The sequence below is a fragment of the Pandoraea vervacti genome, from assembly GCF_000934605.2.
Classification (GTDB): domain Bacteria; phylum Pseudomonadota; class Gammaproteobacteria; order Burkholderiales; family Burkholderiaceae; genus Pandoraea; species Pandoraea vervacti.
This window is the reverse complement of sequence record NZ_CP010897.2, coordinates 1,505,905-1,520,265: the sequence shown is the minus strand read 5'-3', so window position 1 is coordinate 1,520,265 and position 14,361 is coordinate 1,505,905. Positions and strand designations below refer to the sequence as shown.

Here is a 14,361-nt window from a genome sequence, read left to right as displayed (position 1 = left end):
TTTCCGGTCTCAGACGGTGCTGTCCTTGTTTTCCAGCCCGCACAGCACCCCGCCGAAGTTCCGGCCGACCGGGTCGGCATAGTTGGCGACGTGCGCCCGACCGGCGTGAATGTCGAGGAACGTGCGGACGATGGGGTGAGAGGTGTAAATACCCGACCCACCGCAGGACTTCAGCAGCCGGCTCACGTGGTGCGCACAGATCTCCGGCGCCTGCGACGACTGATAGCGATATAGCAGGCGATCCTCGATCGGCGCGGACTCGCCGAGCTCGGCGTGCGTCATCATCTCGTCGAAATTCCGAAACAGCGTCAGCTTGAGCTGATCGACCGCCGAGGCGGCCTCAGCGGCGACCAACTGTGCGGTGGGGTCGTTTGCGGTTGCGCCAAGGAAATTTCGGCTGACCTGCAGCGCCGCAGTGCGACGAAAAGCATTGATCGCCCCCTGCAGGCCACCGATGCATGACGACGACACGGCGCGCGTGAAGACCTGGGCGAACGGCAACCGGAAGAGCGGGCCGCTGTTGATGGAAAGCCCGGGGCGAGCCGCCGGAGAGTCGTCGCGCGTTCGATGCGTGCGATAGGCCGGAACGAAGGCGTCTTCGACGACGATGTCATGACTGCCGGTCCCCTTCAGGCCGAACGTATTCCAATTGTGGATCACGGTGTAGTCGGCTTTCGGCAGCAGGAACGTACGATATTCCGGCGCTGCCCCCTCCTGCTCGGAAGGCACCATCGCGCCGAGGAAAATCCATTCGGCGTGTTCGCAGCCGCTCGAAAAGCTCCAGCGACCGGACAACCGGAAACCTTCCGATACGCGTGTCACCTTGCCGACAGGCATATACGTCGATGCCACGAGGGTCGACGTGTCGCGCGACCAGACCTCTTCCTGCGCCTGCGGGTCGAACAGGGCAAGTTGCCACGGGTGAACGCCCAGCACACCATAGACCCACGCCGTCGACATGCACCCTTCGGCCAGGATCATCTGAATCGAATAAAAGACGCGCGGCGACATCTCGTATCCACCGAAGTGCCGGGGCTGCAATACGCGAAAAAATCCTGCGTCCTTCATTTCCTGAATCGTTTCATCAGGCACCCGCATCTGGCGCTCCGCGGCTTCGGCGCGCTCAAGCAGACGCGGCACCATCTCGCGGGCATTGCGCAGAAGTTCTGCCTCACTGGGAACTGACGCCTTGGGCACCGGCTGGATCGTCATGACTTGTCTCCGTGTTCGCCTATATGTCACTACGGCCTCAATGGCCTGCGCAGTGTTGATCGATCTTTGCATCGGCCTCGTGCGCAGGCATCGTCCAAAAAGACTAACGGCGCGGCCATCCTCGCCTGCCGCGTATGCGCACGATGACTCCCGTGGGCTAGTCCGCTTGGACGATGCCGCGCCGTCCCGTGAATGGATACTGGCCTGCGAACTGCGCCCTCGAACGGGCGCCTGACAGAAACTTCAAGGGGACACCAGGGTGAATACTGAGGCGAATACTCGGGTAGCCGTTGTGACAGGGGCGGCCTCCGGCATTGGGCGTGCGCTGGTTCACGCGCTGGCACTGCGAGGAGACACGGTTGTCGCAGCCGACGTGGACGTGCCAGGGCTGGCCCGGACCATGAAAGACACTCCCGCGTCGGGCGGGCGCGTGGTCAGTGCGCATGTCGACGTTTCCCGTGCGGCCGATGTGGAAAAGCTCGCCGATATCGCTTTTGCGATCGCCGGGCGCGTCGATTTGCTCATCAACAATGCTGGCGTGCTGCGAACGGGCAATTGCTGGACAACCAGCGAAGCCGAATGGCGACGAACGCTGGACGTGAATTTGTGGAGCGTGATTCATGCGGCGCGCGCCTTCGTGCCACGCATGCTCGCGAAGGGGGGCCATATCGTCAATGTCGCGTCGATGGCCGGTCTGACGGCCGGCCCGGAGTTGTCCGCCTATACGGTGTCGAAATTTGGCGTCGTCGCGCACAGTGAGTGTCTCGCCGGTGAACTGGCCGCCATCGATGCGCCGATCAAGGTGTCGGTCGTATGTCCCGGCGCGGTCGACACCGCCATCGCCAACGCGATCCACGAAAGCAACGACAGGCAGGGAAACCTCGCGCAGACAAACGCCGGCCTTCAACAGATCATTCGCAACGGTACGAAGCCCGATGCGTTCGCGTCGGCGCTACTTGCCGACGTCGATGCCGGAAAATTCTGGATCATCCCGCACGCGGAAGTCTTCGCGGCATTCGCACAACGCGCGCGCACCATTCTGCGCGAATCCTCCGATACCGGTCTCTGGGAGCAAGCGACAACATGCCATTGAACCCGCAAGCAGCAAAGATGCTGGAAATTCTCGCGATGATGCCGCCGATCGATTACTCGGCGGACGGCGCCAAAGCACGCGCCGTCATGGCCGCAGCCGCCGCCGCAGGCCCGTCCCCCTTCGGGCCCGGCGATGAGGTGGCCCACATTGAGGACAGGACCATCACGGGTCCCGGTGGCCCCCTGGCTCTGCGCTTGTACTACCCGCGCGCGAACGCATCGAACTTGCCCGTCACCGTCTATTTTCACGGCGGGGGGTTCGTTCTGGGTTGCCCGAAGGAGCATGACAATATCTGCCGAAGCCTGGCCAAAAGGGCCGATACACTCGTGGTATCGGTGGACTACCGCCTCGCCCCGGAGGCAAAATTCCCCGCCCCGATCGACGACGGCTGGGCGGCACTTTGCTGGGTGCGCGACACCGCGAAAACGCTCGGCGCAGACGCCTCGCGAATCGCCGTCGCCGGGGACAGCGCCGGCGGCAATATCGCGGCGGTCGTCGCGCATCGGGCGAGAGACAACGGGTTCACGCTGTGCCACCAATCGCTCATTTACCCTGTCACCGACAGCGCGATGAACACTGCGTCGTATTCGGAAATGGGCACCGGCCACTTCCTCACCACGGAGATGATGCGCTGGTATTGGGAACAGTATCTGCCTCACAAGTCGGCAGGCTCGGATCCGATGGCTTCCCCGCTGCGACAAAAGCGACTGCAACACCTGCCCCCCGCGACGATCGTCACCGCGCAATACGATCCGCTTCGCGACGAAGGCGAGGCGTATGGCCTGGCGCTCATCGAGGCGGGCGTACCCGTTCGTATGCAACGGTGGCCGGGACAGATTCACGGTTTTGCCAGCATGATGGGCATGATCGACGCTGCGGACGAAGCGCTCACGTTCGTGGCAAGCGCGCTACGCGAGAGTTTCGATACGACGTCGCAACGCGCCGCGTGACCGATGGCCGGCACGGTCGACGACCGTGCCGACCGTTCAATGTCACCTTTTACGATATCGACTCGGCGGCTCCCCCGTCCAACCAACGAACGCCCGGCGAAATGCCGCAGCGCCACTAAAGCCGAGGCGACCGGCGATTTCATCGATCGACCAGCTTCCGTTGGTCAGATAGTGCTTCGCACGATCACGCAGGCATTGCTCCCGAATATCCTTGTAGCTCGTACCTTCCGCATGCAGGCGCCTGCGAAGCGTAATGCCGCTGATATTGAGCGCCCGAGCCACCTCCGGAATCCATGGCAGCTCGTCGCCGCTTGCCATTGCGCCCTCGAGCAACGCACGCACATGCTGGGACATCGACGTCGTCGGAGACGGCCCGACGACGAAGCCGAAAGGCAGGTCCGCCAGGAATGACTCGAGTTCGAAGGGTTGTCTGACGGTCTTGCGTTCGAGCAGCGCCGCATCGAACGCAAAGCCCGATGCCGCCGCGCCCACAAACACCGGGGCGCCGAAGACCCCGAGAAACGCGCCGGCATCCTCTCTGTTGGGATGCGTCAGGTAAATCTCGCGCGGCTTTAAGGGCTGCCCGATCAGCCAGCCAAAGAACTGGATAAAACATAGCAGGCCGGTGAGATCCAGGATGCATGCCGCTGACGACGTCTCGCGACGAACCGGACGCATGGTGAACACGACGGCATCATCGCCCTCGCACAGATCCAGACTGGCGGCACGCGGGTGCAGCATCACGCAAAACGCCTTGGCGCACAAAATGGCGTCACGAAGTGTCGAGGCCGTCACCATGCAACGACACATCAGATCGACTTCCTGCTTCGTCATCGGCGGATAGCCGTTATCGCGCGAGACCAACTCGCAAAGCTTGTCCGCCACAGCGCGGTAGAACTTCGGAAACTGACCTTGCGCATCGGGTCCGCTGATGTCGAACGCCCCCAGATCCGAGGATACGCCACGCTTCTCGAGTTCCGAGATCAGATGCTTCTGAAGGGCGGAACGAAGCTGCGTCATCCGGCTCACCTCATTCGCGCCCATGGGTTCTCCTGAACTTGATCGAATCCGCATCTAAATATGATCGCCGACGTATTGGTTTGCATTGCCGGATCGCGATAATTTTAACCTACCCCAAAGCGGGTGATTCAGGGCAAATCACCCTGATATTCCCGGATAAACAATGAATGGAGACAGTGCAGTGAACGTACTTGAACTTAAGGATCACGAATCCCTCCCGATGTTCGCGGTATCGCCTGAACTTGCCGAACGCATTCGCAAGTACAACCTTGAACAGAACATCGAAGACATGCAGACGCTCGGCTTTACCGTCGTCAAGGATGTGGCACAGGACGAATTCATCGCGGGCCTGCGAAGCGCCATCGTTCGGTGCTGCCAGGAGGACAAGGGGCAGTACTTCGGCATCACGAAAAAGGGCATTTCGAGCGACCTCCTGCTCGCGCGAGATCCGCTGATCGCCGAGGCGACGTTGAATCCCAAGATTCTCACCATGATCGAATTCATGTGCGGGCGCGGCGCCCAGATCAGTCAGGTGAGCGGCAGCGTGCGCTTCGCCGGCGCCAATGCCATGCCCCTGCATTGCGATCAGTCCTGGTTGCCCGCGCCCTTCCCCGAACACAACGCGTTGATGACCGCATGCTGGTATTGCGACGACACGACCGACGAAGCCTCCGGCGCCACCAAGGTCGTACCGGGTTCGCACCGCGAACGCCGCCACCCGAATCCCGAGGAGGTCAAGGCCGAAGCCGGCGCTCGACCGCTCGTCGCGCCGCGCGGCTCGGTCGGCATGTGGGACGGTCGCCTCTGGCACGCCAACTACCCGCGCGCCCGCGAAGGCGAACGTGTGTTGCTGCATGCGACCTATTGCCGTCTCGCTTATCGTCCGCTGGAAGATTACGGCCTGGAGTTGCCCCTGTAACTCAGGACAGGCGGACACTGTTAGGTTGATGACACCGCATTACGCCTGAACTCGCGAGGCGAGCGGTATTTCAAGGCTTTGTGCGGGTGGCGCTCATTGTAGTGTTCAAACGCGATTGCCAGACGCGAGAGCGCTGTTGGTGCGTCAGGCTTGTCCATATAGGCGACGTAATCGTGCTTCATGGTCTTCACGAACGATTCGGCCATGCCATTGCTCTGCGGCGAACGGACCGGCGTGGTCAGCGGCTCAAGACCCAGTTCGCGAGCGAAGCTGCGCGTGCGGTAGTCGATGTAGGCCGAGCCGTTGTCCGTCAGCCATTCGATGGGGTGCGCGGCCTGCGTGGTGCCGAAGCGCTGTTCGACGGCGGCCAGCATCACGTCGCGCACCACATCACCGCTATGCCCGCCGGTCGTTGCGGCCCAGCTAATCGCCTCGCGGTCGCAGCAGTCCAACGCAAACGTCACGCGCAGCGGCGTACCATCGTCGCACCGGAACTCGAAGCCATCGGAGCACCAGCGGGTGTTGCTGCGCTCCACGGCAACGCGACCGTCATGCCGCCGCTTGTCTTGCCGCACGCCGGGGCGGCGCAGCAGCAACTGATGCTCCCGCATGACCCGATACACGCGCTTGACGTTGATGCACGGCGCACCGCTCTGCTCCCGACTGCGGCGCAGCAGCGCCCAGACACGCCGGTAGCCATAGGTAGGAAGGTGCGCCACATGGGCCTGAATCTCCTCGACCAGCCCGGCATCGTTGGTCACGCGGGCACGGCGACCATCGCGCCAGTCGGACGAGCGAGCTCGCTTCACCGCCACGGCAGAGCGCGCCACGCCGAGAACTTCGCAGACCGTCTTCATCGGTCGTCCCCCGGCAGCAAGGGCGAGCGCGCAATCAGGTTTTTTGACCGGCCCCATTCCACGGCTTCTTTCAGGATTTCGACCTCCAACGTCTTCTTCCCGAGTAGCCGTTGCAACTCCTTGATTTCCTTGATGGCGGCGGCTAGCTCAGATGCCGGCACAACGGTTTCACCCGCCTTCACCGCCGCCAGACTGCCTTCCTGGTATTGCTTGCGCCAGCCGAACACCTGGTTGGCATTGACGCCGTGCCGACGTGCAACGGCCGACACCGACGCTCCCGGCTCCAATGTTTCCTGCACGATGGCGATTTTTTCCTGCGCCGTGCGCCGACGACGGCGCTCCGGCTCGGTCAGAATTTCGATGCTTTCCACGTAATGACTAGGCTTACTGATAGGCACAAGACTATCCCTTATTTTAAGAGAGTCCTCGTGTCCTCAGATACGTGGGGCCGCTCCACGGCCCCGTGAGCGAGGAACTCATCGCCAAACACGGGCCGGTAATGGCCGATATGCTCGGCCGCAACCATTGGTGGGGCAATCGCAACTGGAATAACGGTGCGGTCGACATGAGCAAGTACATGAACACCGAACGCGATTCCCGTCGCTAACGCGCGATCCATCCTCTTATCCGCTGCGGAAGTGACAATGTCTCGATTTTCCGAACAGGTCGTCATCGTGACCGGGGGCGCGTCCGGCCTCGGTCGCGTTAGTGCAATGCGCTTTGCAAGTGAGGGGGCCAAAGTCGTGGTGGCCGACGTCAGCGTGCGTGAAGGACAACGCACGGCTGACGCCGTCGGCGGCATCTTCGTCGAGACGGACGTCGGCAACCCGGAGGCGGTCAACCGACTGGTCGACACGGCGGTACGTCACCACGGACGCCTCGACGTCATGTTCAATAACGCCGGCGTTCGTGGCCCGGCCGGGCCCATCGAGCACCTCAGCCTTGCGGATTATCACGCGCTGGTTCGCGTCAATCTCGATGGCGTCGTGCATGGTATGCAAGCCGCATTGAAGGTCATGCTGGCGCAGGGTAGCGGTGTCATCGTGAATACGGCGTCCAACGGAGGCATCTCCCCCACCGCCGAGATCGCCGCGTATTGTGCGACGAAGGCGGCGGTCGTCGCCTTGACGAAGGCAAGTGCGATCGAGCTCGCGCCGAAAGGGGTTCGCGTCAATTGCATCTGTCCCGGCGTCATGCTCAGCGGCATGACCGAAGGCCTTTCGGACGAAACGATAAAACTGCTCGACAAACTCCAGCCGATCGGTCGCCCCGGCGACCTGGAGGAGATGGCCGAGGGTGTGTTGTTCCTGGCCTCACCGGGTGCGTCATATGTCGTCGGGCATGCGCTTGTCGTCGACGGCGGCGCGGTCGCGGGAAGGCAATTAGGCATCTGACCCTATCGGGATCGAGCAATGCAAAAGGGGGACGTACCACAAGTACATCCCCCTCAATCGTTGTGCCCTCGTACTGAGACCGCGACGCCTGACTTCAGAAGCGCTGCGATGAAATATTGCCGCCGTCCACGACGATTTCCGCGGCGGTGACGTAACTGGCGTCCTCCGAAAGCAAGAACCGAACCACGCGCGCGACCTCTTCAGGCCGCCCGATTCGCCCGAGCAGGATGCGCTCGCTCCACTTCGCGGCGAGCGCCTCCTGGACTTCGCGTCCTGCACCGCCGGACAGCATCGGCGTATCGATCATGCCGGGCGATACCGTGTTGATACGAATGCCCTCGTTGGCCAGCGAATCTGCAAGCGAGCGGACCAGCGATATCACCCCCCCTTTGGCCGCCGTATAGATGGGGATCAGGCCGTTGCCCAGCGTCGCGTTCATCGAGGCAATGGCCACGACGGCAGAGCCCGGCTGGCTTCGCAGGTCCGGCAGCAATGCCTGCACCAAAAGTGCCAGCGCACGCAGATGGACGTTCAGTCCGTCGTCCCATACCTCCGGCGTCAGTCCTTCGATGCCCGTCGCCTTGACAACCCCCGCCGCGTGCACAAGTCCTCCCAGTGCACCGATGCCTTCCCGGCTGGCACGAATCGCGGGGGCAAGTGCGGCAGGATCGCGCAGGTCGACTTGCACGCCGACCACCGCCACATCAAATGTTTCTCGCAGACGCCGCACGTTTTCCTGCACGGCGGCTTCGTTGATATCCCACAGCGCCACGGGTCTGCCCACGGCCGCGAGTTCGCTTGCCGTCGCCAGTCCGATGCCGGACGCCGCGCCGGTCACAATTACCCCGCTCGTCGGACTCGGGGAACGCATTTCGTTAGGCACGATCTTCACCTCTCGGGTTGAGCGCATCGATACCGACCGGGGCGCCAATCGCTGACGCCCCGGGGCCATCGCCTTCGTAGTTAAGTAGTTAAGTCGTCACGTCGCTACGTCTGTACGACGGTCAACGCCACTCGTAGTCGTCGACTTCGGGCGAGCGTGTCCACTTCCAGTAATCGGAGAGCGCCCATGGGGATGTGTTGACGACCTGGCCTTTGCTGTTCTTGTACCAGTTGTTGACCGACGGATGCGACCAGACCAGCGTACTGAGCTCCTTGGCTAACCGGTCATTGAACTCGCGGTAGACGGCGGGCTTCACATCCATCTGCCGGTACCCGCCCTCGATCAGCGACTTGACGCACGCCACACTGTATCGAACCTGGCACTCCGAGTTGAAGATGATGCTGCCGGCATGCGCGAGGTTGGTGCCGGGCCCATAAAGACAAAACAGATTCGGGAACCCCGGCACGGTGATACCGAGATAGGCCCGCGGCTCGTCGCCCCAGAATTCGTTCAACTTGACGCCCCCGCGACCGACGATCTCCATCGGCCACAGGAACTTGTTCGCATGGAAACCCGTGGCGTACACGATGACGTCGACTGGGTAATGACGGTCGTCTTGCCCGATCACCCCCGTCTCGTCAAATGCCTTCGGGGCTTCCGTGACGAGTTCGACATTCGGTTGCTTGAGCGCACGCAACCAGCTTCCGTTGTCCTGGAGCATTCGCTTGCCGCCCACGGGATACTGCGGAATCACTTTCTTGAGCAACTCGGGATCGTCGCCCACCTGATCGGAGATCCACGCCGTCAGGTGGATGCGCTCCTGGTCGTTGGCCTCGCAGACCGCGCGCTCCGGGTGCGGCCAGGCGGGATCGATACGCCACCGGTTCAACGCAATGCCGCTGCCCGGCCAGAACATCAGGAAGCGATACCAACGGGCGTAGAAAGGAACGTGTTTGAGCATCCACTTTTTGCTCTCACCGACCGTTGCATGGTAGTCCGGGTTGGGGAACATCCAGACGGGCGAGCGTTGAAACACCGTGAGCTCACTCGCGATCTTGGCCAACTCGGGAACGATCTGAAACGCGCTGGCGCCGGTACCGATCACCGCGACCCGCTTGCCCGTGAGATCCAGCCCCTTCGGCCATGCACCGGTATGGACCTGCACGCCCCTGAACGTCTCCTGACCGGGGATCTTCGGCGTCATCGGGCGATTGAGCTGCCCGACGGCGCTTATCACGGCGTTGGCCAGTACCGTGCGGATGGCGCCGCCCGACTCCCTCACGGCGATGCTCCAGATGCCGCTCGCTTCGTCGAACTTTGCCGAGACAACTTCGGTGTTGTAATGAATTTTCTCGGCGAGTCCCTGATCCTGAGCGAATCGCTCGAAATAGGCGGCCAACTCGGGTTGACGCGAGAAATACTCGTTCCAGTCGTGATTCGGGTAAAACGAGTAGGAATAAAAGTGATTCGGGATATCGACCCGGCATCCCGGATACCGGTTTTCGTACCAGGTTCCGCCAACCGAATCGTTTTTCTCGAAAACGGTGAACGAGATTCCGGCTTCCTTCAGGCGCATGGCCGACAGAAGCCCGGACATCCCTGCACCGATCACGACCACGTGATAATCGCGCTTCACCGCATCGGGCACTTCCTTGCGCCAGGCCGGAGCGCGCGAGTCCTTTCCGTCCAGCGCCAGTTCTTCGAGCACCAGCGGCATGTAGTCGGCGGGCACCTCCGTGCCGACGAGAAAATTCATCATTTCTCGCACCACCTCCTCCGACGGCGGCGGCGGCAGTTTGCATCCGTTATCACGAAACGCCTTGAGTACCGTCAGCGCCGTCTTGCGCACCGATGCCTTCTCTTCCTCTGTCAGGCCGCCCTGCACCTCTCCCATCTGCGGCGTCTTCGGGCGAATGCTGCCCCTCAGGAAACTCACGTCGCCGGTGATATGGACGAGCGACATGATCAGGGTGGGAATACTCGCATCCGCGAGCATGCTTTCGATAAAAGCATCGTCCTCGACGATGGGACTCGACGCCGGTTGAAGATGACTGCTCACTCGATTGTCTCCATCAGGATTATGACCGTGCCCATGCGCCCCGAACCGGAGCGCCTGTACGGCTGTTTTTCTGTACACCCCCTCTCCTCATTCTCGGGAGAGGTCCATTCACAGCAACTAGTTTTCGGACGCGCCCAACGCACGACCACGCGAAGCCCGCGCATCGAACCCTCGCCATAGGATGAGCGCGGCGAACCCGACGAGCACCATCCCGACGATCGCGAACGCGCCATGTTCGTCGAACATTGCACGCAGCGGGCTAAGGACCACGGGATTCAGGAATTGTCCGAGAAAGACCGACGCCAGCAGCAGTCCGACACAACGTTGACGAATGCCCGGATGCGAGCGGCTGAGCACGAGCGACATTGTCACGGGCTCAACCAGCCCCGCGCCGATGCCCGTCACGATGCATCCGGCCAGCGCGCCCGGGATGCTGTGAGCGACAGCGAAAATCGCCGCTCCGGCGCCAAGGCAGAATGCTGCCAGGGCCAGCACGCTATTCGCGCTCAAGGCACGCCTGAGCGTGCCGTAAGAGGCCGCAGCACAGGCTGCCGTGAACGAGTATGTCGAAAGCACGGCGCCGATCGTCGTCGCACTCGTTATCCCGTTGGCGCGCAACAGGAACGGCCCCTGAATCCCGGGCATGAACAATCCTATCGTCAGCAGACAGGTCAAACCGAAAATGGGGATCTGTGCCCTGACAGGCATCGTGCCCTCGGCGACCCGGCTATGCACTTGTTTATGGTTATCGATGACGAATATGCTGAGCAACAACACCGGCAAGGCGATCAGGTACAGGACAAATGGACCGCGCCACCCCAACGCGTCGACCAGAAGCCCGCCCAACACCATGCCGACAATCGCGCAAAACGCAGCCCCCGCGCCGGCAAACCCGAGGATTCGCTCCCTTGTGTGGTCGCCGTAATCGCCAGCCATCGAAAAACTGGTCGTCAGAATCACACCCCCCGCGATGCCGAGGATGAGCCGCGACGCAATCAGTCCGCCGGCGTTCGGCGATATCACTGGAAAAATACCTGAAACGAGGAAGAGCAGCAGGGCGATCAAAATAACTTTTCTGCGACCGAACCTCTCCGAGAGCGCGCCCCCCGCCGGGGCGCCCAGCATCACCATGGCCGCAGGCGCCGCCATGACCATCTGGGCGAAAAATGTCCCGTCCGGAACATGTCCGAACGCCGCCGAGAGCGCCGGCAATGCCGGCGTCACCGCCATCGGAATCAACGCGGCTAAGGCTGGGCCGGCGATCACCACGATGGCCTTGCCGATCGCGTTGGCGGGCCTGTGCGGCACCGCGCATCGTTCATCCATGTTTCGCTCCTGCGACGACACCCGGCCTCTGCCGGGATGTCACTGTTATGCGTGATTCACGTTGGCGGCGGACAGGAACGCCGGGCGCTCACCACCGCCATGAACCAGCAGGTCCACACCGCTGATATAAGACGCACCGGCCGACGCCATGAAGACGCACGCGCTGCCGATATCGGCCGGTTGGGCCATGCGCTTGAGCGGAACCGTTTCCGAAACCGCAGCAATCCCCTGTTCATCGCCGTAATGCAGGTGCGATTGCTCGGTTTGCACAAGACCGGGACTGACGCAGACCACGCGAACTTTGGGAGCCCACTCGACGGCGAGCGAACGCGTCAGGCTGAGAATGCCGGCCTTGGCGGCAGCATACGTCGCGCTGCCGGGCCGGGCCGTAGTCGCGCCAATGCTGCCGATGAAGATGATGACGCCGCCGCTTGCCTGCGCCTGCATGATGGCGTTGGCCTTGAGCGCCGCCAGCAACGGTGCGTGAAGATTCAGCTTCAGGATGGCGTCGTGAAATCTTGGCGACCCATCCGCCGCCATCGCGAATGGGGTTCCGCCGGCGTTATTGACGAGCACATCGAGCCGACCGAAGCGCGCTTTGATCGTATCGAATAGCCGATCGACCGCGTCCACGTCGCGCAGATCCGCTTCGATAAACGTTGCGGTGCCGTGCTCGTTCCGAGGCAAGGACGTCGGCGCTTCGCGACCGCAGACGACAACCTCCGCGCCGGACGCCAGAAACTGCTCCGTGATGCCTCGGCCCACGCCCTTCGCGCCGCCCGTCACGAGAACCACCCGCTTTACACCGTCATTTGTCTGCACCTGATCACCCTGTCTCGATTTGCTGTCTTGATTCACTGCTTCAGATCGCTCAGGCGGCCTTCAGCATGTCTTCGACGACCTTCTTGGCGTCGCCGAACACCATCATGGTTTTGTCCATGTAGAAGAGTTCGTTATCCAGGCCGGCATACCCGGACGCCATCGATCGCTTGTTCACGATGACGGTTCGCGCCTTGTAAGCTTCGAGAATCGGCATGCCGGCAATCGGAGAATTCGGGTCCTGCTTCGCAGCCGGGTTGACCACGTCGTTGGCCCCCAGCACGAGCACCACGTCGGTCTGCCCGAATTCGCCGTTGATCTCGTCCATCTCCAGAACACGGTCGTACGGCACTTCCGCTTCGGCCAGCAGCACATTCATATGGCCGGGCATCCGTCCCGCCACGGGGTGGATCGCATACTTCACGTCGATCCCCTTCTCGACCAGTTTGTCGGTCAGCTCCTTGAGCGAGTGCTGGGCGCGAGCCACCGCAAGTCCATATCCCGGAACGATCACGACACTCTCGGCATTGCTGAGCAGGAACGCGGCATCGTCGGCCGAGCCGGCCTTCACCGGCCGTTGCTCCTGCGCCGCGCCGGGCGCAACGCTCGAACTCTCGTTGCCAAAGCCACCGAGAATCACGTTGAAAAACGAACGGTTCATGGCGCGGCACATGATGTACGAGAGGATGGCGCCCGACGATCCCACCAACGAACCGGCAATGATCAGCATGGGGTTGTTCAGCGAAAACCCGATCCCCGCTGCAGCCCATCCCGAATAGGAGTTGAGCATCGACACGACGACCGGCATATCCGCGCCGCCGATGGGAATGATGATGAGCACGCCAAGGGCGAACGCAATGAGCGTCATGGCAATGAACGGCGCCCAGGCCTGGGTGATCACGAAATACACGCCGAAGGCGAGCATCACCACGGCCAGCACCAGATTGATGCCGTGCTGTCCGGCGAACGTGACCGGCGCCCCCTGAAACAGTCGAAACTTGTACTTTCCCGAGAGCTTTCCGAACGCAATGACCGAACCGGAAAATGTGATGGCGCCAACGAACGTCCCGACGAACAACTCGACCCGGTTCCCGTAGGGAATGCTGCCGTCTTGCGTCGCCAGCCCGAACGCGCCTGGCTCAGCGACGACCGCATAGGCAATACTCACCGCAGCAAGCCCGATCAGCGAGTGCATCGCCGCGACGAGTTCGGGCATCTTGGTCATCTCGACTTTAGCGGCGATATACGCGCCAATGCCGCCGCCGATCAGCAGCGCCACAAGCAACAACGCCAGTCCCGATGCGGCGCCGGGGAGTTGCCCACCGGACTTCGACAACACCAGCGCTACGGTCGTGGCAATCGCGACGGCCATGCCCACCATGCCGAAACCGTTCCCGATACGGGCGGTCTTCGGATTTGACAACCCCTTGAGCGCCTGGATGAAACAGACGGACGCGACAAGGTAAAGCAGCGTGACGACGTTCAGACTCATTTATGCCGACTCCTTTTTCGCCACCGTGGCCGGTTGCTTTTTCCTGAACATTTCGAGCATTCGGCGGGTCACCAGGAATCCGCCAAACACATTGACTGCGGCCAGCGCGACAGCCACGAGTCCGAACGCCTGCCCGGTTTTCCCGGAGGTCAGGCCTGCGGCCAGCATGGCGCCGACGATGACGATGGCCGAGATGGCATTCGTCACCGCCATGAGCGGCGTATGGAGCGCCGGCGTGACGTTCCAGACGACGTGGTAGCCGACATAGACGGCAAGAATGAAGATGATCAGATTGATCACGGTGTGGCTGATTACGTCCATTTCCTTTCTCCCGAAT

At 62.0% G+C, this 14,361-nt stretch carries 14 protein-coding genes; 5 read left to right on the top strand and 9 right to left on the bottom strand.

What is annotated here, in order from left to right:
• Positions 1–9: 9 nt before the first annotated feature.
• Complete coding sequence (locus UC34_RS06835; RefSeq protein ID WP_237165257.1) at positions 10–1,284, bottom strand: acyl-CoA dehydrogenase family protein; 1,275 nt, start codon at positions 1,282–1,284, stop codon at positions 10–12.
• Between the two features lie 187 nt (positions 1,285–1,471).
• On the opposite strand from UC34_RS06835, the gene UC34_RS06830 reads away from it, so the two are divergent.
• Both UC34_RS06830 and UC34_RS06825 read left to right on the top strand, forming a co-directional pair.
• Positions 1,472–2,305, top strand: coding sequence for an SDR family NAD(P)-dependent oxidoreductase (locus UC34_RS06830; protein ID WP_044454857.1), 834 nt, complete (start codon positions 1,472–1,474; stop codon positions 2,303–2,305).
• Positions 2,296–3,255: an alpha/beta hydrolase gene (locus UC34_RS06825; protein WP_044454855.1), complete on the top strand. Its 960-nt coding sequence runs from the start codon at positions 2,296–2,298 to the stop codon at positions 3,253–3,255. Before UC34_RS06830 ends, UC34_RS06825 begins: the two co-directional genes overlap by 10 nt.
• 42 nt (positions 3,256–3,297) lie before the next feature.
• On the opposite strand, the gene UC34_RS06820 is transcribed toward UC34_RS06825, so the two are convergent.
• Positions 3,298–4,275 carry a helix-turn-helix domain-containing protein gene (locus UC34_RS06820; protein WP_044457853.1) on the bottom strand — a complete coding sequence of 326 codons (978 nt, stop codon included), beginning with the start codon at positions 4,273–4,275 and terminating at the stop codon, positions 3,298–3,300.
• A gap of 181 nt (positions 4,276–4,456) precedes the next feature.
• Here UC34_RS06820 and UC34_RS06815 point away from each other — a divergent pair, with 181 nt between their 5' ends.
• Positions 4,457–5,194: a phytanoyl-CoA dioxygenase family protein gene (locus tag UC34_RS06815; protein ID WP_167370643.1), complete on the top strand. Its 738-nt coding sequence runs from the start codon at positions 4,457–4,459 to the stop codon at positions 5,192–5,194.
• A 20-nt stretch (positions 5,195–5,214) separates the two neighbouring features.
• Here UC34_RS06815 and UC34_RS06810 read toward each other — a convergent pair.
• A protein-coding gene (locus UC34_RS06810) for an IS3 family transposase (protein WP_167370682.1) occupies positions 5,215–6,413 on the bottom strand; the annotation gives its coding sequence in 2 pieces (ribosomal slippage) (positions 5,215–6,098 and positions 6,098–6,413; 1,200 coding nt in all).
• Between the two features lie 101 nt (positions 6,414–6,514).
• On the opposite strand from UC34_RS06810, the gene UC34_RS25340 reads away from it, so the two are divergent.
• Both UC34_RS25340 and UC34_RS06800 read left to right on the top strand, forming a co-directional pair.
• On the top strand, positions 6,515–6,658 hold the full coding sequence (locus UC34_RS25340) for a hypothetical protein (protein WP_157123064.1): 144 nt from the start codon (positions 6,515–6,517) through the stop codon (positions 6,656–6,658).
• A 37-nt stretch (positions 6,659–6,695) separates the two neighbouring features.
• Positions 6,696–7,445 (top strand): SDR family NAD(P)-dependent oxidoreductase, encoded by a 750-nt coding sequence (locus tag UC34_RS06800; RefSeq protein WP_044454851.1) that lies wholly within the window; start codon positions 6,696–6,698, stop codon positions 7,443–7,445.
• Positions 7,446–7,539: 94 nt separating this feature from the next.
• Here UC34_RS06800 and UC34_RS06795 read toward each other — a convergent pair whose 3' ends face one another.
• The 6 genes from UC34_RS06795 to UC34_RS06770 all read right to left on the bottom strand — a co-directional run bounded on the left by UC34_RS06795 (position 7,540) and on the right by UC34_RS06770 (position 14,345).
• Positions 7,540–8,316, bottom strand: coding sequence for an SDR family NAD(P)-dependent oxidoreductase (locus tag UC34_RS06795; RefSeq protein ID WP_044454849.1), 777 nt, complete (start codon positions 8,314–8,316; stop codon positions 7,540–7,542).
• 133 nt (positions 8,317–8,449) lie between these two features.
• The gene (locus tag UC34_RS06790) at positions 8,450–10,387 is read right to left on the bottom strand and encodes a flavin-containing monooxygenase (protein ID WP_218919561.1); all 1,938 of its coding nucleotides are present in this window, start codon (positions 10,385–10,387) and stop codon (positions 8,450–8,452) included.
• A gap of 117 nt (positions 10,388–10,504) precedes the next feature.
• Positions 10,505–11,713 (bottom strand): MFS transporter, encoded by a 1,209-nt coding sequence (locus UC34_RS06785; protein WP_044454847.1) that lies wholly within the window; start codon positions 11,711–11,713, stop codon positions 10,505–10,507.
• A 45-nt stretch (positions 11,714–11,758) separates the two neighbouring features.
• Entirely contained in the window at positions 11,759–12,535 is a 777-nt protein-coding gene (locus UC34_RS06780; RefSeq protein WP_044454846.1) for an SDR family oxidoreductase, read from the bottom strand.
• Between the two features lie 49 nt (positions 12,536–12,584).
• Positions 12,585–14,024: an NAD(P)(+) transhydrogenase (Re/Si-specific) subunit beta gene (locus UC34_RS06775; protein WP_044454845.1), complete on the bottom strand. Its 1,440-nt coding sequence runs from the start codon at positions 14,022–14,024 to the stop codon at positions 12,585–12,587.
• Complete coding sequence (locus UC34_RS06770) at positions 14,025–14,345, bottom strand: NAD(P) transhydrogenase subunit alpha part 2 (RefSeq protein ID WP_044454844.1); 321 nt, start codon at positions 14,343–14,345, stop codon at positions 14,025–14,027.
• Between the last annotated feature and the right edge of the window lie 16 nt (positions 14,346–14,361).